Raw genomic sequence first — 23,968 nt, 5'->3', positions numbered from 1 at the left:
CCAGCGTGGAAGCAGAACGCATGACGGCCGACGCGGCGCAGAAGCCGCAGCGCGCCTATGCGCCGCTTCCGGGTGTCGCCGACGAGATGGTCGACACGCAGGGCAATGTGCGCCCCGTCTGGCGGCATTTCCTCAAGGCGCTCGACCGCATGGACGAGGCCGATCTTGCCGGTCGTTTCGCCCGCGCCGACCGCTATCTTCGTGATGCCGGCGTATTCTACCGCGCCTACGGCAAGGAGGCGGGCTCGGACCGCGCCTGGCCGCTCTCCCATGTTCCCGTGCTCATCGACGAGGCGGAATGGGACAATCTCGCACGCGGGCTCGTCCAGCGCGCGGAGCTTCTGGAAGCCGTCGTCGCCGATATCTACGGCAAGAACGAACTGGTCGCCAACGGCCTGCTGCCCCCTGCCCTCGTCGCCTCCAACAGCGAGTTCCTGCGCCCGCTCGTCGGCGTGCAGCCGCATGGCCAGCACTTCCTGCATTTCGTCTCCTTCGAGATCGGCCGCGGTCCTGACGGAAACTGGTGGGTTCTCTCCGACCGCACGCAGGCGCCCTCCGGCGCCGGCTTCGCGCTGGAGAACCGCGTGGCGACGACGCGCGCCTTCTCCGATGTCTATGCGGAGACCCATGCCCATCGCCTTGCCGGCTTCTTCGGCGCCTTCCGCAACACGCTGCAGGTGGGCAAGCCGGCGGAAGACCGCATCGCCGTGCTGACGCCGGGCCTTGCCAACGAAACCTATTTCGAGCACGCCTATATCGCCCGCTACCTCGGCTTCATGCTGCTGGAGGGCGAGGACCTGACGGTCGTCGGCGGCAAGGTCATGGTGCGTACCGTCGCGGGCCTGAAACCGGTCGGCGTGCTCTGGCGCCGCCTCGATGCCGCCTTCGCCGATCCGCTGGAACTCAACCAGAACTCCCATATCGGCACGCCCGGCATGGTGGAGGCCCTGCGCTCCGGCTCCGTCACCTTCGTCAACGCGCTCGGCGCCGGCATCGTCGAAACCCGTGCCTTCCTCGCCTTCCTGCCGAACATCTGCCGGCAGCTTCTCGGCGAAGACCAGTTGCTTCCCTCCGTCGCGACTTGGTGGTGCGGCCAGAAGGACGAGCGCGCCCATGTCGCGGCCAATATCGAACGCATGGTCATCGGCCCGGCCTATTCGACACGGCCGTTCTTCGACGACAACGAACAGTCCGTGCTCGGCTCGACGCTGCGCGACACGGCAAAACAGTCGATCGCCGAATGGCTGGCGAACGACGGCACCAAACTCGTCGGCCAGGAGGCCGTGACGCTTTCCACCACGCCCGCCTTCGTCGAGGGCAAGCTGGTGCCGCGGCCGATGTCGCTGCGCGTCTTCGCCGCCCGCACCCGCGACGGCTGGCAGATCATGCCCGGCGGCTTTGCGCGCATCGGCTCTGGCGACAACGTTTCGGCCATCGCCATGCAGGAGGGCGGTTCGGCCGCGGACGTCTGGATCGTCAGCCAGAAGCCCGTCGAGCGCACCTCGCTGCTGCCCGCCGAGGAAATCTTCACCCGCAACATGCCCGGCAGCCTGCCGAGCCGCGCGGCCGACAACCTCTTCTGGCTCGGCCGCTACATCGAGCGGGCGGAAGGGGCGCTGCGCATCCTGCGCGCCTGGCACGGCCGCTATGCCGAATATGCCAATCCCGAGCAGCCGCTGCTGAAGGATGTCAGCGACTATCTCGATGCGCTCGACATCGACACGTCCGAAGCGGTACCGACGAGCCTCATCCGCAATATCGACAGCGCCGTCTTCTCCGCCAGCAACATCCGCGACCGCTTCTCGCCCGATGGCTGGCTGGCGCTCAACGACCTGTCGAAGACGGCTCGCCGCTTCCATGTCAGCGTGCAGGCCGGCGACGACGCGACGCGCGCCATGACCGTGCTCCTGCGCAAGCTCGCGGGCTTTGCCGGTCTCGTGCATGAAAACATGTACCGCTTCACCGGTTGGCGTTTTCTGTCCATCGGCCGCTACCTGGAACGCGGCCTGCATATGACACGCCTGCTCGGCCACATGTCCGGCGAGGACGCGCCGGATGGCGCGCTCGACATGTTGCTGGAGATCGGCGACAGCGTCATGACCCATCGCCGCCGCTACAACGTGGCGACTGCGCGCCTCACCGTCACCGACCTTCTGGCGCTCGACGCGCTCAACCCGCGTTCGATCCTCTATCAGCTCAACGAGATCAAGAACGAGGTCGAGCAACTGCCGAATGCCTACACCAACGGCCAGATGTCGCCCTTCTACCGCGAGGCCATGCGCCTGCATGCGGGGCTGGCGGTGATGACGCCGGAAACCATGACGGATGCCGTCTACAAGCGCTTCGAGGCGGAACTCGAAAAGCTGTCCGACATCCTCGCACAAACCTATCTGGGCTGAGCGAAAGGGAGGCGCTGTCATCATGCTCTACGACGTCAACCTCCATATCAGCTATCTCTACGACACCCCGGTTTCCGGTGGCCGGCATATCGTGCGCGTGCTGCCGCTCTCCATCGGCGGGCGCCAGCGGCTCGTCGCCGGCACGGTCGGCGTTACGCCCGGCCCGGGCGAGCGGGTCGATCACCACGACTTCTTCGAAAACCCGATGAGCGCGATCCTCTTCCGCAACGCGCATGAGCGACTGGACATTCGCATGCAGGCGCGCGTCCATGTCGACGTGCCGGAGCCGGCGGCCGATTTCTCGCCGCGCGCAGCGGATCTGCCGGAGGATATCGCGGGCTACTGGTCGCTCGACGCCGGCTCGCCGCATCACTATACCGGCCCGAGCCCGCGCCTGAAGGAATACCCCGAGATCGCCGACTATGCCCGCGCGATCGCCAAGCCGGACATGACGGTGCGCGCCATCGCCACGGCCATTTGCGCCCGCATCCACAAGGATTTCACCTACGATCCGAAGGCGACGAATGTCGACACCACCCCGCGCGAGGCCTTCAAGCTGAAGCGCGGCGTCTGCCAGGATTTTTCCCACGTGATGATCGTGGCGCTGAGAAGCCTCGGCATTCCCGCCGGCTATGTCAGCGGCTTTCTGCGCACGATCCCCCCGCCGGGCAAGGAGCGACTGGAAGGCGCGGACGCCATGCATGCCTGGGTGCGCTATTGGTGCGGCCGGGTGAACGGCTGGATGGAACTCGACCCGACCAACAACATTCCCGCCGGCACCGACCACATCGTCGTCGCCTATGGCCGCGACTATGCGGACGTCGCACCGGTCATCGGTGTCCTGAAAGGTTACGGGCAGCACCAGACCAGCCAGGCCGTCGACGTCATCCCTGTTCGCCAGACACCGTAAAATCCCGTTTGGAAACAACGGGAACGGTGGAAAGGCGGGGTCCGCGCAATTTTACGAAAACTATACCACGCCGCCGAACCCTTGAATAACACTTCGCTGCTAGGCTTCGCCCACATTATGACGATGGTGGGTGAAGTCTCATGACGACGAAGACGGAAAAGCGCTCGTTCCTGTCCCGGTTCCTAGGGGATCGCGGCGGCAATTTCGCCGTCATGGCGGCCGTCGCCGTGCCGGTCATCCTGGGTGCCGGCGGCTTTGCAATGGACCTCACCCGCATGGTGTTGATGCGGGCGGAGCTGCAGGACGCCGTCGACTCGGCCGCGCTCGCCGCCGCCTCGGCCCTTTCCAACGACAAGAAGACCGTCGCCGAGGCGAAGGTCATCGCCATGACCTTCTTCAAGACCCAGCTCGTCGGCTCTGCCGCCGAAGGCACCGACATGACCAAGTCCACGACGGTCAATATCGTGGAAACCGCCAAGGCCGGCTCTGCCAAGGCCTTCAAGGTCGATATCGCCACCGGCTACGACATGCAGCTCAATGCGCTGACGCGCCTGTTCGGCCAGACCACGGCGAAGATCAACACCAAGGGCTCGGCCGAAAGCTCCACGGGATCGAAGAACGCGGTCTCCATGTTCCTGGTCCTCGACCGGTCGGGCTCGATGTCCTTCAAGACAGATGAGGTCGGCAGCACGACGGTGTCGTGCCAGAACTGGACGGAGTCGAACTGGGGCGGCAACCCGAAATGGGAAGTACCTTGCTACATCCGCAAGATCGCCGCCTTGAAAACGGCCGTGGGAAGCCTTGTCGACGTGATGAACAAAGCCGACCCCAACAGCGAATATGTCCGCACCGGCGCCATCTCCTACAACAACTCGACGCAGAAGGAGACGGGCCTGGCCTGGGGAACGACCGATGCGCTGAATTATGTCAACGCCCTTCCCACGCAGCCGACCGGCGGCACGGATTCGCACACCGCATTCGCCACCGCCGTCGAGAAACTGACGGCCACCAAGAATGGCGAGGATACCGAGAAGAAGGAACACGCCGCAAAGAACGGGCTGGTTCCGGTGAAATACCTCATCTTCATGACGGACGGTGAAAACACCAGCTACGACAACACCGTGTCTACCTGGGGCGCCAATGAATCCGACAAGAAGACGTCGGCCTCCTGCACCACCGCGAAAGACGCCGGCATCCTCGTCTATACGGTTGCCTTCATGGCGCCGGAGCGTGGCCAGAAACTTCTGAAGAGCTGCGCCTCGACACCCGCGAACTACTATGAGGCAAAGAACCGCCAGGACTTGATCGACGCCTTCAACAATATCGGTAAGTCTGCCGCCGCCATGGTCTCGCGCCTCACCAACTGACCCCAGAAAAATCCGTCCGCAATATCGGCCCGCTGCGCTCCGCGCAGCGGGCTTTTTTAGCATGCCCTGGTTGTTTCAGGCATGTCGAAAATGCATGCGGCCTTTCTTGAAAAGGCATATTGCAAGCGCTTCGGATAGATGCATAAATTGATTTAAACGCGATTTTCGCCAGAACGAACGCATGGAATGCGAGGGGGCAAAGTTCACCGATGATGAACCGGGTAACCAACAACGACCTCGCGCCGGCCCCCCGGTCATCGGACCGGGAACAGCTCGCGACAGAGCTTCTGGAGCGCCTGAAATACCGCATCGGCAAGGACCCGAAAGTCGCCAAACCGCATGACTGGCTGACGGCCGCGATCCTGGTGGCGCGCGACCGCATCACCGACAAGTGGATGGATTCCACGCGTCGCACCTACGCCACCGGCGCAAAGCGCGTCTACTACCTGTCGTTGGAGTTCCTCATCGGCCGCCTGATGCGCGACGCCATGACGAATATCGGCATTCTCGACGAAATGCGCCATGCACTCTCTTCGCTCGGCGTCGATCTCGATGTCATCGCCGAGCTGGAGCCGGATGCCGCGCTCGGCAATGGCGGCCTCGGCCGCCTCGCAGCCTGCTTCATGGAGAGCATGGCCACGGTGGACGTTCCCGCCTATGGCTATGGCATCCGCTACGTGCACGGTCTGTTCCGCCAGCAGATGGCGGACGGCTGGCAGGTCGAGCTGCCGGAAACCTGGCTTGCCCATGGCAACCCTTGGGAATTCGAGCGCCGCGAAAGCTCCTACGAGATCGGCTTCGGCGGCGCGGTCGAGACGATCAATATCGGCGAGGACAAGCAGCGCTTCGTCTGGAAGCCGGCCGAGCGCGTCATCGCGACGGCCTACGATACGCCCGCCGTCGGCTGGCACGCCAAGCGCGTCAACACGCTGCGCCTGTGGGCAGCCAACCCGATCGACCCGATCCTGCTCGACGCCTTCAACGCCGGCGACCACATCGGCGCCCTGCGCGAAAGCAACAAGGCCGAAAGCCTGACGCGCGTGCTCTATCCGGCCGATGCGACGCCCGCCGGCCAGGAGCTGCGCCTGCGCCAGGAATTCTTCTTCTGTTCGGCCTCGCTGCAGGACATCCTGCGCCGCCATCTCCAGCAATATCCCGATTTCACGTCCCTGCCGGACGCCGTCGCCATCCAGCTCAACGACACCCATCCGGCGGTCTCGGTCGCCGAACTGGTGCGCCTGCTCACCGATGTGCACGGTCTCGATTTCGACGTCGCCTGGGATATCGCCCGCCGAACCTTCTCCTACACCAACCACACGCTTCTGCCGGAAGCGCTGGAAAGCTGGCCTGTTCCGCTGTTCGAGCGCCTGCTGCCGCGCCACATGCAGATCGTCTATGCGGTCAATGCCAAGATCCTCGTGGAAGCCCGCAAGGAAAAGGGCTTCGAGGATCAGCGCATCCGAAACATCTCGCTGATCGAGGAATCGGGCGAACGGCGCGTGCGCATGGGCAACCTCGCCTTCGTCGGCTCGCACTCGATCAACGGCGTATCGGCCCTCCATACCGAGCTGATGAAGGAGACGGTCTTCGCCGACCTCCACAAGCTCTACCCTGATCGTATCAACAACAAGACGAACGGCATCACGCCGCGTCGCTGGCTGATGCAGTGCAATCCGGGCCTGTTCGACCTCATCCGCGAGTCCATTGGCGAAGGCTTCATGGATGATGCGGAGGCGCTGAAAGCGCTCGACAGCTTCGCCGACAACCGGGATTTCCAGGACCGCTTCTCCGCCATCAAGCGCGAGAACAAGAACCGGCTGTCAAATCTCGTCGGCAGTCGCATGGGCGTGCGCATCGACCCTTCGGCGATGTTCGACATCCAGATCAAGCGCATCCACGAATACAAGCGCCAGCTCCTCAACATCATCGAGGCCGTCGCGCTCTACGACCAGATCCGCTCGCATCCCGAGCTGGACTGGGTGCCACGCGTCAAACTCTTCGCGGGCAAGGCGGCGCCGAGTTATCACAATGCCAAGCTGATCATCAAGCTGGCCAACGACGTGGCCAAGGTGATCAACAACGATCCGGCCGTGCGGGGTCTCCTCAAGGTCGTCTTCGTGCCGAACTACAATGTCTCGCTCGCCGAGATCATGGTGCCGGCCGCCGACCTTTCCGAACAGATTTCCACCGCCGGCATGGAAGCCTCCGGCACCGGCAACATGAAGTTCGCGCTGAACGGCGCTTTGACCATCGGCACGCTCGACGGCGCCAATGTCGAGATGCGCGACCATGTCGGCGAAGAGAACATCGTGATCTTCGGCATGACGGCAGAGGAAGTGGCGAAGGTGCGCTCCGAAGGGCACAATCCCCGCGCCATCATCGAACAGTCGCGGGAGCTGTCTCAAGCCCTGCAGGCCATCGCCTCCGGCGTCTTTTCGCCGGACGATCGCAACCGTTTCACCGGCCTCGTCGACGGCATCTACAACCACGACTGGTTCATGGTCGCCGCCGATTTCGACGCCTATGCGAAAGCCCAGCGCGAAGTCGACGCCATCTGGACCGACAAGACCGCCTGGTATTCCAAGACGATACGGAACACAGCCCGCATGGGTTGGTTCTCCTCCGACCGAACCATTCGCCAATACGCCAAGGATATCTGGAGGGCCTGATGACCGCACCGCCGAAAAAAGGCACGACGGGGGAGCCGTCAGAGCTTCTGGCGAAGGCGGACATCGATGCACTCTTGGAAAGCCGGCACTGGGACCCATTCGCCGTGCTCGGCCTGCATTTGGTAAGCGGTGGGGCGGCTGGCGACAGCTATGTGGCCCGCTGCTTCCTGCCGGGCGCAGCCGAAGTCACGGCCGAAACACTGGCCGGCAAGGACATCGGCGCGCTGAAACAAGTGCATCCGGCCGGCATCTTCGCCGGTGAGGTCGCGCTCAAGAAGCTGCAGCCGATCCGCTATCGCGCCCGCAACGACGGCGGCGAATGGATCGTCGTCGATCCCTACAGCTTCGGCCCCGTGCTCGGCCCGATGGACGACTACTATATCCGCGAAGGCTCGCACCTGCGTCTCTTCGACAAGCTGGGCGCCCATCCGATGACGCTCGACGGCATCGACGGTTTCCATTTCGCCGTCTGGGCGCCGAATGCCAAGCGCGTCTCCGTCGTCGGCAATTTCAACGAATGGGATGGCCGGCGCAATGCGATGCGCCTGCGCCGCGACACCGGCATCTGGGAAATCTTCCTGCCCGGCATCACCGAAGGCCACGCCTATAAATACGAGATCGTCGGCATCGACGGCCAGGTCCTGCCGCTCAAGGCCGACCCCTTTGCCCGCCGCTCGGAACTGCGCCCCAACAACGCCTCGATGACGACCGGCCCCATCGCGCAGAAATGGGAAGACGAGGCGCATCTGGCCCATTGGGCCACCACGGACGCCCGCCGCCAGCCGATCTCGATCTACGAGATCCATGCCGGTTCCTGGCAAAAGCATGAGGACGGCAGTTTCCTGAGCTGGGACGAACTGGCCGACCGCCTCATCCCCTACTGCGTCGATATGGGCTTCACCCATGTCGAGTTCCTGCCGATCTCCGAATATCCCTTCGACCCGTCCTGGGGCTACCAGACGACCGGCCTCTATTCGCCGACGGCGCGCTTCGGCGAACCGGAAGGCTTCGCCCGCTTCGTCAATGGTTGCCACAAGGTCGGCATCGGCGTCATCCTCGACTGGGTGCCGGCGCATTTCCCGACGGATGCCCATGGCCTCGGCCAGTTCGATGGTACCGCGCTCTACGAGCATGCCGACCCGCGCCAGGGTTTCCACCCGGACTGGAACACGGCGATCTACAATTTCGGCCGCGCCGAGGTGTTGTCCTACCTCATCAACAACGCGCTCTACTGGGCCGAGAAGTTCCATCTCGACGGCCTGCGTGTCGATGCCGTCGCCTCGATGCTCTACCTCGACTATTCGCGCAAGCACGGCGAATGGGTGCCGAACGAATATGGCGGCAACGAGAACCTGGAGGCCGTGCGCTTCCTGCAGTCCATGAACCGCCACGTCTATGCCGGCCATCCCGGCATCCTGACGATCGCGGAAGAATCCACCTCCTGGCCGAAGGTCTCCCATCCCGTGCATGAAGGCGGGCTCGGCTTCGGCTTCAAGTGGAACATGGGCTTCATGCACGACACGCTGCAATATCTGTCGCGCGAGCCCGTTCATCGCAAGTTCCACCACAACGACATGACCTTCGGTCTGCTCTATGCCTTCACCGAGAACTTCGTGTTGCCGCTCAGCCATGACGAGGTGGTGCACGGCAAGGGCTCGCTGATCGCCAAGATGACCGGCGACGACTGGCAGAAATTCGCCAATCTGAGGGCCTATTACGGCTTCATGTGGGGTTATCCCGGAAAGAAGCTGCTATTCATGGGCCAGGAATTCGCCCAGTGGCAGGAATGGAGCGAGGCCCGCTCGCTCGACTGGAACCTGCTCGAATACCCGCTGCACGAAGGCATGCGCCGCCTGATCCGCGACCTCAACGGCACCTATCGCCGCAAGGGCGCGCTGCATGCGCGCGACTGCGAGGGCGACGGCTTCGAATGGCTGATTGCCGACGACCGCGAGAACTCGGTCTTCGCCTGGCTGCGCAAGGCGCCCGGCGAAAAGCCGATTGCCGTCGTCACCAATTTCACCCCCGTCTACCGCGAGAATTACGGGGTTCCGCTACCGTCGGAGGGGCGCTGGCGGGAAATCCTCAACACCGATGCCGAGATCTACGGCGGCAGCGGCAAGGGCAATGGCGGCGCGGTGCAGGCCAAGAAACATGCCAATGGAAGGATAACGGCCAATATCACGCTGCCGCCCCTGGCGACGATGATGTTCGAGCTGGACGTGTAATGCCTGCAATTCCAGCAAGACTGAACAGCACCTTGCCGGAATTGCAGAAGACCAAGGGATAATCGGGAGGACACCATGCAGAAGCGCAATCAACCCCTCGCCCGCGACGCGATGGCTTATGTCCTGGCAGGGGGACGCGGCAGCCGCCTGAAGGAGCTGACCGACCGGCGCGCCAAGCCCGCCGTTCATTTCGGCGGCAAGGCCCGCATCATCGACTTTGCGCTGTCCAACGCGCTCAACTCCGGTATCCGCCGCATCGGCGTCGCCACCCAGTACAAGGCGCATTCGCTGATCCGCCACATGCAGCGCGGCTGGAACTTCTTCCGTCCGGAGCGGAACGAAAGCTTCGATATCCTTCCGGCCTCCCAGCGCGTCTCCGAGACGCAGTGGTACGAAGGCACGGCCGATGCCGTCTATCAGAACATCGACATCATCGAGGATTACGGCGTCGAATACATGGTCATCCTGGCCGGCGACCATATCTATAAGATGGACTACGAGCTGATGCTCCAGCAGCACGTCGATTCCGGCGCGCAGGTCACCATCGGCTGCCTGGAAGTGCCGCGCATGGAAGCGACCGGCTTCGGCGTCATGCATGTCGACGAGAAGGACCAGATCATCGACTTCGTGGAAAAGCCCGCCGATCCGCCGGGCATTCCCGGCAATCCCGACATGGCGCTCGCCTCCATGGGCATCTACGTGTTCCACACGAAGTTCCTGATGGATCTCCTGCGCCGCGACGCCGCCGACCCGACGTCGAGCCGCGACTTCGGCAAGGACATCATCCCCTATATCGTGCAGCACGGCAAAGCCGTCGCCCATCGCTTCACCGCCTCCTGCGTGCGTTCGGACTTCGAGCGCGAGGCCTACTGGCGCGACGTCGGCACCATCGACGCCTACTGGCAGGCCAATATCGACCTGACGGACGTCACGCCCGAGCTCGACATCTACGACGGTTCCTGGCCGATCTGGACCTTCGCCGAGATCAAGCCGCCGGCCAAGTTCGTGCATGACGACGAGAACCGCCGCGGCTCGGCGATCTCCTCGCTCGTGTCGGGCGACTGCATCATTTCCGGCTCGTCGCTCACCCGCAGCCTGCTTTTCACCGGCGTGCGCGCCAATTCCTACTCCCGCCTCGAAGGCGCGGTCGTGCTGCCGAACGTCATGATCGGCCGCCATGCACAGCTGAAAAACGTCGTCATCGACAGTCGCGTCGTCATTCCGGAAGGCCTCATCGTCGGAGAGGATCCGGAACTCGACGCCAAGCGTTTCCGCCGCTCTGAAGGCGGCATCTGCCTCATCACCCAACCCATGATCGACAAGCTGGAGCTCTAGCCGCGACATGAAAATCCTTTCGGTGGCATCCGAAGTATTCCCGCTCATCAAGACCGGGGGCCTCGCCGACGTCGCCGGCGCCCTGCCCATCGCGCTTGCCGGGCGCGGCATGCACATGCGTACGCTCATGCCCGGCTATCCGGCCGTCATGCAGCGTCTGGCCAAGGTCGAGGTGGTCGCTACGTTCGACGATCTCCTCGGCGAGCCGGCGCGTATCCTGGCGGCCATGCACGAGGGGCTCGATATCCTCGTGCTGGATGCACCGGGCTTCTTCGACCGTGCGGGCGGCCCCTATACGGATGCCACCGGCAAGGATTTCGTCGACAACTGGCGGCGCTTCGCCGCCCTTTCGCTGGCGGGCGCCGAGATCGCCCGTGGCCTTCTGCCGGACTGGCAGCCCGATGTCGTGCACGCCCATGACTGGCAGGCGGCGATGACCGCCGTCTATATGCGTTATACCGGCCTGCAGAATATTCCGGCCGTCGTTACCGTGCACAACCTCGCCTTCCAGGGCCAGTTCGGCGCCGAAATCTTCGCCGATCTCCGCCTGCCGCCGGAAGCCTTCACGGTCGACGGCCTCGAATATTACGGCGACGTCGGCTTCCTGAAAGGCGGGCTGCGCACCGCCTGGTCGATCACCACGGTGAGCCCCACCTATGCGCAGGAGATCACGACGCCCGACTACGGCATGGGGCTCGAAGGCCTGATCAATGCCCGCGCCACCGATCTTGCCGGCATCGTCAACGGCATCGACACGGCCGTCTGGAATCCCGAGACCGACACGCACATCGCCCGCCCCTATGCCGCCGGCTCGCTGAAGCAGCGCATCGCCAACCGCCAGGCGCTTGCCGAACGGTTCAACCTTGCCGATGACAATGGTCCGATCTTCTGCATCATCAGCCGCCTCACCTGGCAGAAGGGCATCGACATCGTGGCCGAAGTCGCTGACTGGATCGTCGGTGAAGGCGGCAAACTCGCGGTGCTCGGCTCCGGCGACCAGGGGCTGGAAGGCGCGCTGCTCGCCGCCGCCTCGCGCCATCGCGGCCGCATCGGCATCGTCATCGGCTACAACGAGCCGCTGTCGCATCTCATGCAGGCGGGCGCCGACGCCATCCTCATCCCCTCGCGCTTCGAGCCTTGCGGCCTCACCCAGCTTTATGGCCTGCGCTACGGCTGCGTACCGGTCGTCGCGCGCACCGGCGGCCTTGCCGATACGGTCATCGACGCCAACGAGGCAGCCCTTTCCGCCCGCGTCGCCACGGGCTTCCAGTTCACCCCGATCAATGCCGATGGCCTGCGCCAGGCGCTGCGCCGTGTCTTCCGGGCCTATAGCGAGCCAAAAATATGGGCCCGCATCCAGAACCAGGGCATGAAGTCGGACGTTTCCTGGGAAAACAGCGCCGCGCGCTACGCCGATCTCTATTCCAGCCTTCTTTCGAAAGCCTGAGCCATGACCATAAAGACCGTTTCGACCACACCCTACAGCGACCAGAAGCCCGGCACCTCGGGCCTGCGCAAGAAGGTTCCCGTTTTCCAGCAGAAGAACTATGCGGAGAACTTCATCCAGTCGATCTTCGACAGTCTGGAAGGCTTTCAGGGCGAGACGCTGGTCATCGGCGGCGACGGCCGCTACTACAATCGCGAGGTCATCCAGCTCGCCATCAAGATGGCCGCCGCCAACGGCTTCGGCCGCGTGCTGGTCGGCCGCGGCGGCATTCTCTCCACGCCCGCCGCCTCCAACGTCATCCGCAAGAACAAGGCCTTCGGCGGCATCGTGCTGTCGGCCAGCCACAATCCCGGCGGTCCGACGGAAGACTTCGGCATCAAGTACAATATCGGCAATGGCGGCCCGGCCCCGGAGAAGATCACCGACGCCATCTTCGCCCGTACAAAATCCATCGACAGCTACCGGATCGCGGATGTCGCGGACGTCAATCTCGACCTCGAGGGCAGCCATGAGATCGAAGGCATGACGGTCACCGTCATCGATCCGGTCGCCGACTATGCCGAGCTGATGGAACAGCTCTTCGATTTTGCCGCCATCCGCGCGCTGCTTGCCGGTGGTTTCCGTATCGTCTTCGACGCCATGAGCGCCGTCACCGGCCCCTATGCCAAGGAAATCCTCGAGAACCGCCTCGGCGCGGCCAAGGGCTCGGTGCTCAACTTCATGCCGCTGCCGGACTTCGGCGGCCACCATCCCGATCCGAACCTCGTGCACGCCCGCGCGCTCTACGAGACGATGATGGCCGACGACGCCCCGGACTTCGGCGCCGCCTCCGACGGTGACGGCGACCGCAACCTCATCATCGGCAAGGGCATTTTCGTCACCCCGTCCGACAGCCTCGCCATGCTCGCGGCCAACGCGCATCTCGCGCCCGGCTATGCCAAAGGCCTTGCCGGCATCGCCCGCTCCATGCCCACCTCGGGCGCCGCCGACCGTGTGGCGGAAAAGCTGGGCATCGGCATCTATGAGACGCCGACCGGCTGGAAGTTCTTCGGCAACCTGCTCGACGCCGGCCTTGCCACGATCTGCGGCGAGGAAAGCGCCGGCACCGGCTCCAACCACGTGCGCGAGAAGGACGGCCTCTGGGCCGTGCTCCTCTGGCTCAACATCCTCGCCGTGCGCAAGGAAAGCGTGCTCGCCATCGTCGAGCAGCACTGGGCGAGCTACGGCCGCAACTACTATTCCCGCCACGACTACGAGGAGGTCGACACCGACGCCGCCAACGGCCTGATGGCGAACCTGCGCGATCAGCTAGCCAGCCTGCCGGGCAAGAGCTTCGGCGCCCTTACGGTCGAGACGGCCGACGACTTCGCCTATAACGACCCGGTCGACCAGTCCGTCAGCAAGAACCAGGGCATCCGCATCCTGTTCGTCGGCGGCTCGCGTGTCGTCTTCCGTCTCTCCGGCACCGGCACGTCGGGCGCGACGCTGCGCGTCTATATCGAGCGCTTCGAGCCCGATGCCGCCCGTCACGACATCGACACGCAGGAAGCCTTGGCCGACCTCATCGCGGTCGCCGACGAGATCGCCGGCATCAAGAGCCGCACGGGCCGCACCGAACCGACGGTGATCACGTAACATGACCGTCACCGCCCCCTCCTTCGCGCCGGGCGCCACGCTCTCAGGGGACGGGGTGGAATTCGCAGTCCATTCGCGCGACGCCGCCCGCGTCGATCTCTGCCTGTTCGACAACCAGGGCGAGACCGAACTCGCCCGCCTCACCATGGGGCGGGACGAGAACGGCTTCCACCGCGTCTTCGTCGAAGGCGCCGCCGCCGGCACGCGCTATGGCTTTCGCGCCGATGGCGTCTATTCACCGGACCACGGCCTCTGGTTCGATCCGGCGAAGTTGCTCGTCGATCCCTATGCCAAGGAACTCGACCGCCGCTTCGTGCATGACGGACGCCTGGCGCTCTTCGGTGCAGAGACCGCCGACATCGTGCCGAAGGCCATCGTCATCCGGGACCAGCCAGTTGCGATAAAGCCGCCGATCTTCCGACCCGGCGGCGTCGTCTATGAAGTGGCCGTCCGCGCCTTCACCATGCTGCATCCCGACGTGCCCGCGGCAATGCGCGGCACGGTCGGCGCCCTCGCCCACCCCGCCGTGCTCGCCCACCTGAAGCGCCTCGGCGTCGATGCGGTCGAGCTGATGCCGATCACCGCCTGGATCGACGAGCGCCACCTGCCGCCGCTCGGTCTTTCCAACAGCTGGGGCTACAATCCCATCGCCCTGATGGCGCTCGATCCGCGCCTCGTTCCGGGCGGCATGAAGGAACTGGCCGACACCGTCGCGACTTTGCGCGCGGAAAACATCGGCGTCATCCTCGACCTCGTCTTCAACCATTCCGGCGAGAGCGACCGCCACGGCGCGACGCTCTCCATGCGCGGTCTCGACAATCTCACCTATTACCGCCACGTGCCCGACCGGCCGGGCGAGCTGATCAACGACACCGGCTGCGGCAACACCATTGCCGGCGAGCACCCGGTCGTGCGCCAGCTGGTGCTGGACAGCCTGCGCCACTTCGTGCGCCATGCCGGCGTCGACGGTTTCCGCTTCGACCTTGCCACCATTCTCGGCCGCGAGGCCGACGGCTTCTCCGCCCGCGCCGCCCTCCTCTCGGAGATTTGCAACGATCCGCTGCTCAGGGACCGCATTCTCATCGCCGAACCCTGGGACATCGGTCCGGGCGGTTACCAGCTCGGCAACTTCCCCGCCCCCTTTCTCGAATGGAACGACCGCTACCGCGACGACACGCGCATGTTCTGGCGCGGCGACAGCCACAAGCTCGGCGCCTTCGTCACCGCTTTTGCCGGCTCTTCCGACATCTTCACCCGCCACGGCGCCGAACGCACCCGCACGGTCAACTTCCTCGCCGCCCATGACGGCTTCACGCTGATGGATCTCGTCTCGCATACGGTCAAACACAATGCGGCCAACGGCGAGGACAACCGCGACGGCCACAACGAGAACCATTCCTGGAACAACGGCGCCGAGGGCGAAACCACGGACGGCGCCGTGCTTTCCGCCCGCCGCGCGGATGTAAAGGCGCTGCTGTCCAGCCTCTTCCTCGCGCGCGGCACCGTCATGCTGACGGCGGGCGACGAGGGCGGGCGCAGCCAGCAGGGCAACAACAATGCCTATTGCCAGGACAACGCGATCACCTGGATGCATTGGGACCGGCTGGACGAAGGCCTGATCGAACACACCGCCATGCTCTCGGCGATCCGCAAGCGTTTCCCCGCCCTCGGCGAAACGACCTTCCTCAGCGGCGCGGGCGATGTCGCCTGGCTTACACTCTCCGGCAGTCCCATGACGGTCGGTGATTGGGAGGCTCCCTTCGCCGGCACATTGCTGGTGTTGTTGAGAACGCCTGACCGCACGCAGCAGCGCATCGTCCACCTTGCTATCGCCATCAACCGCAGCCATGGCGAACAGGCCCTGTCGCTTCCACCGCCGGAAGGGCGCGGCTGGACGAGCCTTCTTGCCGTCAACCATCCCGCGAGCGGCATGCTGCAGGCACGCACAGTCGAAATTTTTGTCGAAACCTACTGATTTTCATTGCCCGGACAAACCGTCTCTCTAAAAAAGACTTCCTTCAAGCGGCGAGAAGGCCTCATGCCAGCCACCATTCATCTGAAAGACATTCCCGCCCAGGTCGGAAAGGAAATCGGCGTTTCGCGCTGGTTCACCGTCGACCAGGCGATGATCGACCGTTTTGCCGATGCGACGGAGGATCACCAGTTCATCCATACCGATCCGGTGCGGGCGGCGGCCGAAACGCCGTTCGGCGGCACCATCGCGCATGGCTTCCTCACCCTCTCCCTGCTCTCGGCGATGAACTACGACTGCCTGCCGCGCATCGTCGAACAGACGATGGGCATCAATTACGGCTTCGAAAAAATCCGCTTCATCACGCCGGTGAAGAGCGGTGCGCGCGTGCGCGGCCGCTTCACGCTGGCCGAGGCCCGCTTCCGCGGCGCGGGCATGGTGACGATCCGTTACGATGCATCGGTCGAGGTCGAGACCGAGCGCAAGCCGGCGCTGACGGCCGACTGGATCACCATCATCCAGTTCGATCCGAAGGATCGGCCGGAGAGCGTGTGAAGGTCCGTGCCGCCACGCGGGAGGATCCTCGCGCCCTTGCCGTCTGCGACTTCTCCTTCCTCGTCACCCGCGAGGCCGCCCCGCCCTTCGAGGGCGACTGGCTGGCCCGCGCCCACCCCGTGGAGCCCTATGCCAAGAGCTACGGCTTCGACCCGGCGGACCTCGAAGCCAGCATCGAAGCGACGGACAAGGCGCTCTTTGTCGTCATCGGCGACGAGACGCCGGTCGGCTACATCGCGCTTTCCATCGGCTGGAACAATTTCGCCGTCATCGACGATCTTGCCATTGATGTTGAATGGCGCGGGACGGGCGCTGCGCAGCGGCTGATGCAGCACGCCGCCGACTGGGCGAGGGAAAAGGGCCTGCCGGGCCTGCGCCTCGAGACCCAGACGAACAATGTCGCGGCCTGCCGTTTCTATCTGCGCCAGGGCTTTGCGCTCGGCGGTTTCGACAGGCACCTGTACGAAGGGCTGTCCCCCGGCACGCGGGAGACAGCCCTGTTTTTCTACCGCTTCCTCTGAGGGATCAGAGGCCGGCGTCTTCCGCACCTTCGGCGAGAAGACCGAAGGCGTAGGGCGAGAACGAGCGCCAGCATTCGACGCGATAATCCTCTTCACCCGTGCGCAGCAGCACGATCTCGATCTTGCCGAGCACCGTGCGCGCCGCCGCGCCGACCGGGAAGGCCGTATTGCCGAGGTCGAGCGGGCAGGCGCTGGCGATCGCACCGGCCGCATTGGGGCCGGAAACGAGGACCGCCGTGTTGCGGTGGGAAACGTCCGTCGCCGAATGCAGCGCGGAAACACCCGACGCGATGCCCATCAGGTCCGCGCCGTTCTCGTCGATCAGCAGCCACTCGTCCGGACCGAGCCAGAGCGCGTGGCGACCGCTGACGGACGCCGAGGTCTTCGGCCGCCGCGGCAGTTCGAGGCCGAAGGCCAGCGAGAGCGTGCCGATGGCATCCTCGCCCGCGCGGAGCGACAGACGGGTTGCGGGAGCGGCGGGCGTGACGCGCGCGCCGGCGGAGCCGCCATGGCGGCCGGCAAGCGGCGCCTTGCGAAGAGCGTGATCAGCCATTGAGGCGTCCTCCTTCCTTGTCGATGAAGACCATGTCGCTGACCTCGACCGCGATGGTGCGGTCGGGCATCGGCACGTAGAGCGTCTGGCCCAGGCGAGCCTGACCGCCGGCGACGAGCGCCATGGCGATCGACCGGCCGCAGTTTTCCGACCAGTAGGACGAGGTCACGTGGCCGAGCATCTTCATGGGCTTGGGTTCGTTCGGATCGGCGACGATCTGCGCGCCTTCCTCCAGAACCACCTTCGGGTCCTTCGTCAGCAGGCCGACAAGCTGCTTGCGGCCTTCCTTGACGAGGTCCGGGCGCTTGAGACCACGGATGCCCACGAAGTCCGCCTTCTTCTTGGAGACGGCCCAGCCGAGGCTGGCGTCGAAGGGCGTGACCGTACCGTCCGTATCCTGGCCGACGATGATATAGCCCTTCTCGGCGCGCAGAACGTGCATGGTCTCCGTGCCGTAGGCGCAGGCGCCGAGCGGTTCTGCCCGTGCCCAGATGGCTTCCCAGACGGCCTGACCGTAGTCGGCGGGAACGTTGACTTCGTAGCCGGCTTCACCGGTGAACGACATGCGGAAGAGCCGGGTCGGCACGCCGCAAATCTTGCCTTCGCGCACGCTCATATGCGGGAAGGCCTCGTTGGAGATGTCGATGCCTTCGACCAGCGGCTCGAGAATTTCGCGCGCCTTCGGGCCCTGTACGGCAATGACCGACCACTGTTCCGTGGTCGAGGTCAGCCAGACCTTGAGATGCGGGAATTCCGTCTGCAGGTAATCTTCCATGTGGTGCATGACGCGCGGCGCACCGCCCGTCGTGGTGGTGACGTGGAAGCGGTCTTCCGCCAGGCGACCGACGACGCCGTCGTCATAGACGAAACCGTCCTCGCGCAGCATGATGCCGTAGCGGCAGCGGCCTGGCTTCAACGTATCCCAGGCGTTGGTGTACATGAGGTTCATGAATTCGCCGGCATCGGGACCGACGACTTCGATCTTGCCGAGCGTCGAGGCGTCGAACAGGCCGGCGACGTTACGCACCGTGCGGCACTCGCGGTTGACCGCATCGTGCATGGTCTCGCCCGAGCGCGGATAGTACCAGGCACGCTTCCAGTTGCCGACGTCCTCGAAGACCGCACCGTGCGCCTCTTCCCAGGCGTGGATCGGCGTCTTGCGCGCCGGGTCGAACAGGTCGCCGCGCGAATGGCTGATCAGCGCGCCGAAGGTGACCGGCGTATAGGGCGCGCGGAAGGTGGTGAGGCCGATCTTCGGGATCTCGCGGTTCAGCACTTCCGACGCGATGGCAAGGCCGTGGATGTTGGACAGCTTGCCCTGGTCCGTCGCCATGCCGTTGGTGGTGAAGCGCTTGATATGCTCGATCGAGTGCATGCCCTCGCGCACGGCAAGGCGGATGTCCTTGGCGCAGACGTCGTTCTGGAAGTCGACGAAGGCCTTGACGGTCGTGTCGACACCCGCGCCCTCGCCTGCCCCGGCCATGCCGCCGGTCCACTCGAAGGCGTTCTCGCCGCGAAGCTCGACCTTGCCGCCACCCTCGTTGCCGGTGGCGCGGGCCATCAGCTCGCCGGCCGCCAGCGATTCCTCAATGGTCGCCTGCAGGCCGTCCGTGCCGTTGCACGAGCCGACCGAAAGGCAATCCTGCGCATAGGTGCCGGGCAGGAAGCGGCCGGAAGCCGCATCATAGGCGACCTTGCCGCGCGACTGCGAGAAGAGGTGGACGGAGGGCGTCCAGCCGGCGGACATCAGCAACGCGTCGACCGGGATGGACCGTGCCGAACCGCCGCCGTTGCGGGCGACCGAAATGGAGGAGACGCGCAGCTTGCCCTTGGTGTCGATGACGGAATGGCCGGTCAATACCTCGATGCCGAGCTTGCGGGCTTCGGCAAGCACGGCCTCGCCGGGCTTGTCACGGTTGTCGACGATGGCGGCGACGGTGACACCGGCACGCTTCAGGTCGAAGGCGGCCTCGTAGGCAGAATCGTTCGCCGTATAGACGCCGATCTTGCGACCGACCGCGACGCCGAAATGATTGAGATAGGTGCGCGCCGCCGAAGCCAGCATGATGCCGGGCCGGTCGTTGTTGGCGAACACCATGTGCCGCTCGATGGAGCCGGTGGCGAGGATGACGCGCTTGGCGCGGACCTGCCACAGCCGCTCGCGCGGCAGCGTCTTGTCGGGACGTGCGAGGTGATCCGTCACGCGTTCCACGAGGCCGACGAAATTGTGGTTGTAGTAGCCGAAGGCCGTCGTGCGGGTGAGAACGGTGACGTTCTCCATCGCCTTCAGCTTCGCGGCCGTCGCCTGCGCCCAAGCATAGCCGCTCTGCCCGTCGATCTTCACCGACAGGTCGTAGTGCAGCGCACCACCGACTTCCGGCTGCTCGTCGACGAGGATGACGCTTGCGCCGGCTTCAGCGGCGGCAAGCGCTGCGGAAAGGCCGGCAACGCCGGCGCCCGCGACCAGCACGTCGCAATGGGCATAGCGGTTGGCGTAGTGGTCCGGGTCCTCTTCCGTCGGCGAGACACCGAGGCCGGCGGCGCGGCGGATGAAGGGCTCGTAGAGCTTCTCCCAGGCGGCCTTCGGCCACATGAAGGTCTTGTAGTAGAAGCCGGCCGCAAAGAAGGGCGACATCAGGTTATTGACGCCGCCGATATCGAAGGCGAGCGAGGGCCAGCGGTTCTGCGACGACACCTTCATGCCATCGAAGACTTCCTGCACCGGCGCACGCACGTTCGGCTGGCGGCGGGCCGCGTCACGCGAAACGTCGATCAGCGCATTCGGCTCTTCCGGGCCGGCCGAGAGAATGCCGCGCGGACGATGATACTTGAACGAACGCCCGACGAGGTGCACGCCATTGGCGAGCAGCGCGGAGGCGACGGTATCGCCTTCCAGCGCATCGATCGTCTTTCCGTCGAAGGTGAAACGCGCCGTCTTGGCGGGCGTCAGGCGGCCCTGACCGGCAATGCGATTAGCACCGCTCATTTCGCGGTTCCTTCCGTGGCTTCATAGGTTTCGACGGTCTTTTCGGTGGCAGGGGTCACACCGGGAATTTCGGGCTTCGGCTGGCCGGCCTTGTAGCTCATGTAGAACTTGTCGCTCACCGTGTCGCGCGCCGCATTGAAGAAGCGGCCGCAGCCATGGATGTGGCGCCAGCGCTCGAAGATCAAACCCTTCGGGTTGTCACGCAGGAAGAAGTAGTCCTGGAATTCCTCGTCGCTGATATCGGCCATGTTGGTCGGGCGGGCGATATGCGCGTCGCCGCCATGGCGGAATTCGAGCTCGGAGCGCTCTTCCTCGCAGTAAGGGCAGTAGATGAGAAGCATCGGGTTTCTCCTGTCCCGCGCCGGCCGGCCTTTCGGGGCCGCCGGGCGCGCGGGGTGAAAAAATGGGAACTCAGTGAGCCACGGCCGCGGCCGCTGCCTCGTCGATGAGGCGGCCGGTGCGGAAGCGGTCGAGCGTCAGGCCGGCCGCCAGCTTGTGCGGCTCGCCCTTGGCGATGAGATGCGCGAAGAGATGAGCCGAGCCCGGCGTCGCCTTGAAGCCGCCGGTACCCCAGCCGCAGTTGACGAAGAGGTTCTTCACCGGCGTCACGCCCTGGATCGCCGAACGGTCCGGGGTGTTGTCGGTGATGCCGCCCCACTGGCGCATCATCTTGACGCGGCGGAACATCGGGAAGAGCTCGCAGATGGCATCCAGCGTATGGGTGATGATCTGCAGGCCGCCGGTCTGGGAGTACGAATTGTACTGGTCCGTGCCGGCGCCGATGACGAGCTCGCCCTTGTCCGACTGCGAGATATAGGCATGCACCGAGTTGGACATGACCACGCAGGGGAAGATCGGCTTCATCGGCTCGGAAACGAGCGCCTGGAGCGGCACCGAATGCAGCGGCAGCTTCACGTCGGCCATGGAGAGGATGACCGAGTTGTGGCCGGAGGCCGACACGGCGACCTTCTTGGCGCCGATGAAGCCCTTGGAGGTCTCCACACCCGTCACTGCGCCGTCGGGTCCGCGGCGGATGCCCTTGACCTCGCAATTCTGGATGACGTGCACGCCGCGGTCGGACGCCGCGCGGGCATAGCCCCAGGCCACGGCATCGTGGCGGGCGGTGCCGCCGCGGCGCTGCAGGGCCGCGCCGTTGATCGGGTAGCGGGCGCTGGCGGAGATATCGAGAACCGGCACGAACTCCTTCGCCTGCTGCGGCGTCAGCCATTCGTTGTCGATGCCGTAGAGACGGTTGGCATGCACGTGACGCTGGAAGGACTGCTTGTCGTGCACATTGTGCGACAGCATCATCACGCCGCGCGGCGAATACATGACATTGTAGTTGAGATCCTGGCTCAAGCCCTCCCAGAGCTTCAGCGAGTGCTCGTAGATGTCCATGCTCTCGTCATAGAGATAGTTCGAGCGGATGATGGTCGTGTTGCGGCCGGTATTGCCGCCGCCGAGCCAGCCCTTCTCGATGACCGCGACATTGGTGATGCCGTGCTCCTTGGCAAGGTAGTAGGCAGCGCCAAGGCCGTGGCCGCCACCGCCGACGATGATGACGTCATATTCCTTGCGCGGCTCGGGCGAGGTCCACTGAGCCTCCCATCCCTTGTGGCCACGCATCGCCTCGCGGGCGACGGCGAAAACCGAATATTTGCGCATTACCCAAGTCCTCGATGTCTGCCGGCCGCAGCCGGCTGTTTCCTGTCCCGATAGAAAGCAAATCCTGGCGTCCCGCGCCGTATTCTTTGCGACGCATTCAGGCGCACCTTGTACCACATGCGACATGACCCCGAAGGGTGCCGCAGAACGGTTTTCCCGGGCTTCCACGCAAATATCCTTAACATCGAAGCGCAGGAGACTGGACTTCTGCGCAGCTATCTGGTACTCGACGCGCCAATCGTCAGCCTTCTGGGCTGCACGAACGTCATCTATTTGCCTGACGACCCACAGAATCGCCGGGCTTGCAACAACAAAGGAACGGGATTCTCGTGCAGGTACTTGTCCGCGACAACAACGTTGATCAGGCTCTCCGCGCTCTCAAGAAGAAGATGCAGCGCGAAGGCATTTTCCGTGAAATGAAGATGCGCGACTATTACGAAAAGCCGTCGCAGAAGCGTGCGCGTGAAAAGGCTGAAGCCGTTCGTCGCGTTCGCAAGCTGGCTCGCAAGCGCGCCCAGCGCGAAGGCCTCATCGGCGGCCGTCCTGGCGCCCGCTAATCGGCCGTCATTTCGACGTTTTCGGATGCAAGACCGGGCGGGGGCGATGAATTCGCCGCCGCCTTTTTTGACGTGACCGGAAGAATTTCACGGATGTGAAAGACTTCCCGTGCAATTCCGGGCTCGACCGCTACGCACCCTTGCCGGAATTGCCTTGAAGGCCGTAGCGTATTCTTCGCGCATGAAGCGTGAAGAAGCCCATTTTGAGGATTCGCACTTGGACATGGCTGCATCTACCGGGTTCCCGATCGAACGTTCCCTTTCCGCGTCCGCTCGCGCTCGCCGTCCCCTGGTGGCTGCCGTTGCCGCAGCGTCGCTTGCGCTTCTGCTCGCCGGCTGCCAGTCGACCACCTCGACGGACGTTCTGAAGGTCGAGCGCGCGCAGGGCTCGCAGGAGAACATCTCCTCGCTCTCCGCCGTGATTGCCGCCAATCCTCAGGATCCCGAAGGCTACAACGTCCGTGGCTCGGCCTATGGCCGCGCAGGCGAGTACCGCCGGGCGCTCGAAGACTTCAACCGCGCCATCGAGCTGAACCCGCGCTTCTATCAGGCCTATGCCAACCGCGCGCTCATCCAGCGCAGCCTCGGCGATCAGGCGCAGGCCGCCGCCGACTACAACACGGCGCTGCAGCTCAACGCGAACTATGACGTCGCCTATATCGGCCGCGGCAATCTCTATCGCCAGGCCGGCCGCCTGGACGACGCCTTCCGCGACTTCAACCGCGCCATCCAGCTCGACACGACCGATCCGCGCGCCTATCACAATCGCGGCCTGATCTATCAGGCCCGCCGCCAGCACGACAAGGCGATCGAGGACTTCTCGAAGGCCATCTCGCTGTCGCCGAATTCGGCGGAACCCTATAACGGCCGCGGCATTTCCTATGCCGCCCAGGGCGACGACGACAACGCGTTCCAGGATTTCAACACCGCGATCAACCTCGACGGCAAGCTTGCCGAATCCTGGGCGAACCAGGCGCTGATCTACGAGCGTCGCGGCGACCTCGCCCGCGCAGCAAAGTCCTATTCGCACGCGCTCAAGCTGGACCCGAACTACGCGCCCGCCCGCGACGGCCTTGCCCGCACCCGCGGCGCCGTCGCCAAGCCGGCCTGATCCCGTTCATCCATCCATTGACGAAAAAGCCCGCGATCGTCTCGCGGGCTTTTTGTTT

Annotated in this window: 17 protein-coding genes; 13 read left to right on the top strand and 4 right to left on the bottom strand. The window is 64.5% G+C overall.

The window, feature by feature from the left end; translation table 11 throughout:
* Window positions 1–20 precede the first annotated feature (20 nt).
* The 11 genes from V8U06_RS07195 (at window position 21) to V8U06_RS07145 (ending at window position 17,038) form a co-directional block, all read left to right on the top strand.
* Window positions 21–2,399 carry a circularly permuted type 2 ATP-grasp protein gene (locus V8U06_RS07195; protein ID WP_427140365.1) on the top strand — a complete coding sequence of 793 codons (2,379 nt, stop codon included), beginning with the start codon at window positions 21–23 and terminating at the stop codon, window positions 2,397–2,399.
* Between the two features lie 22 nt (window positions 2,400–2,421).
* Window positions 2,422–3,309 (top strand): transglutaminase family protein, encoded by an 888-nt coding sequence (locus V8U06_RS07190; RefSeq protein WP_427140087.1) that lies wholly within the window; start codon window positions 2,422–2,424, stop codon window positions 3,307–3,309.
* Between the two features lie 140 nt (window positions 3,310–3,449).
* Window positions 3,450–4,676, top strand: coding sequence for a vWA domain-containing protein (locus V8U06_RS07185; RefSeq protein WP_427140086.1), 1,227 nt, complete (start codon window positions 3,450–3,452; stop codon window positions 4,674–4,676).
* Window positions 4,677–4,885: 209 nt separating this feature from the next.
* Complete coding sequence (locus tag V8U06_RS07180; RefSeq protein WP_427140085.1) at window positions 4,886–7,345, top strand: glycogen/starch/alpha-glucan phosphorylase; 2,460 nt, start codon at window positions 4,886–4,888, stop codon at window positions 7,343–7,345.
* Entirely contained in the window at window positions 7,345–9,573 is a 2,229-nt protein-coding gene (glgB, locus tag V8U06_RS07175) for a 1,4-alpha-glucan branching protein GlgB (protein WP_427140084.1), read from the top strand. The genes V8U06_RS07180 and glgB overlap by 1 nt, the downstream gene beginning before the upstream one ends.
* Before the next feature lie 75 nt (window positions 9,574–9,648).
* Complete coding sequence (gene glgC, locus V8U06_RS07170; protein ID WP_427140083.1) at window positions 9,649–10,908, top strand: glucose-1-phosphate adenylyltransferase; 1,260 nt, start codon at window positions 9,649–9,651, stop codon at window positions 10,906–10,908.
* Between the two features lie 7 nt (window positions 10,909–10,915).
* Entirely contained in the window at window positions 10,916–12,355 is a 1,440-nt protein-coding gene (gene glgA / locus V8U06_RS07165) for a glycogen synthase GlgA (RefSeq protein ID WP_427140082.1), read from the top strand.
* Between the two features lie 3 nt (window positions 12,356–12,358).
* On the top strand, window positions 12,359–13,990 hold the full coding sequence (locus V8U06_RS07160) for an alpha-D-glucose phosphate-specific phosphoglucomutase (protein ID WP_427140081.1): 1,632 nt from the start codon (window positions 12,359–12,361) through the stop codon (window positions 13,988–13,990).
* Window position 13,991: 1 nt separating this feature from the next.
* A complete protein-coding gene (gene glgX, locus V8U06_RS07155; RefSeq protein ID WP_427140080.1) occupies window positions 13,992–15,965 on the top strand; it encodes a glycogen debranching protein GlgX in 1,974 nt (657 codons plus the stop codon).
* 63 nt (window positions 15,966–16,028) lie between these two features.
* Window positions 16,029–16,517: a MaoC family dehydratase gene (locus tag V8U06_RS07150; protein ID WP_427140079.1), complete on the top strand. Its 489-nt coding sequence runs from the start codon at window positions 16,029–16,031 to the stop codon at window positions 16,515–16,517.
* Window positions 16,514–17,038, top strand: a complete 525-nt coding sequence (locus V8U06_RS07145; protein WP_427140078.1) for a GNAT family N-acetyltransferase — start codon at window positions 16,514–16,516, stop codon at window positions 17,036–17,038. Before V8U06_RS07150 ends, V8U06_RS07145 begins: the two co-directional genes overlap by 4 nt.
* A 4-nt stretch (window positions 17,039–17,042) precedes the next feature.
* Here the strand turns inward: V8U06_RS07145 and V8U06_RS07140 are convergent, their stop codons facing one another.
* The 4 genes from V8U06_RS07140 to V8U06_RS07125 form a co-directional block, all read right to left on the bottom strand.
* Entirely contained in the window at window positions 17,043–17,591 is a 549-nt protein-coding gene (locus tag V8U06_RS07140; RefSeq protein WP_427140077.1) for a sarcosine oxidase subunit gamma, read from the bottom strand.
* A complete protein-coding gene (locus V8U06_RS07135) occupies window positions 17,584–20,577 on the bottom strand; it encodes a sarcosine oxidase subunit alpha (protein WP_427140076.1) in 2,994 nt (997 codons plus the stop codon). The genes V8U06_RS07140 and V8U06_RS07135 overlap by 8 nt, the downstream gene beginning before the upstream one ends.
* Window positions 20,574–20,918: a sarcosine oxidase subunit delta gene (locus V8U06_RS07130; protein ID WP_226917865.1), complete on the bottom strand. Its 345-nt coding sequence runs from the start codon at window positions 20,916–20,918 to the stop codon at window positions 20,574–20,576. Before V8U06_RS07130 ends, V8U06_RS07135 begins: the two co-directional genes overlap by 4 nt.
* A gap of 70 nt (window positions 20,919–20,988) precedes the next feature.
* Window positions 20,989–22,242: a sarcosine oxidase subunit beta family protein gene (locus V8U06_RS07125; RefSeq protein WP_226917864.1), complete on the bottom strand. Its 1,254-nt coding sequence runs from the start codon at window positions 22,240–22,242 to the stop codon at window positions 20,989–20,991.
* A 329-nt stretch (window positions 22,243–22,571) separates the two neighbouring features.
* Here V8U06_RS07125 and rpsU point away from each other — a divergent pair, with 329 nt between their 5' ends.
* Both rpsU and V8U06_RS07115 read left to right on the top strand, forming a co-directional pair.
* Window positions 22,572–22,799: a 30S ribosomal protein S21 gene (rpsU, locus tag V8U06_RS07120; RefSeq protein WP_119256642.1), complete on the top strand. Its 228-nt coding sequence runs from the start codon at window positions 22,572–22,574 to the stop codon at window positions 22,797–22,799.
* A 223-nt stretch (window positions 22,800–23,022) separates the two neighbouring features.
* On the top strand, window positions 23,023–23,910 hold the full coding sequence (locus tag V8U06_RS07115; protein ID WP_226917863.1) for a tetratricopeptide repeat protein: 888 nt from the start codon (window positions 23,023–23,025) through the stop codon (window positions 23,908–23,910).
* The last annotated feature ends 58 nt before the right edge of the window (window positions 23,911–23,968 follow it).

This window comes from Shinella sp. G-2 (genome assembly GCF_050172695.1).
Classification (GTDB): Bacteria; Pseudomonadota; Alphaproteobacteria; order Rhizobiales; family Rhizobiaceae; genus Shinella.
Note: the sequence above shows the minus strand (reverse complement) of the source record. Positions and strands in the feature narration are given on the sequence as shown.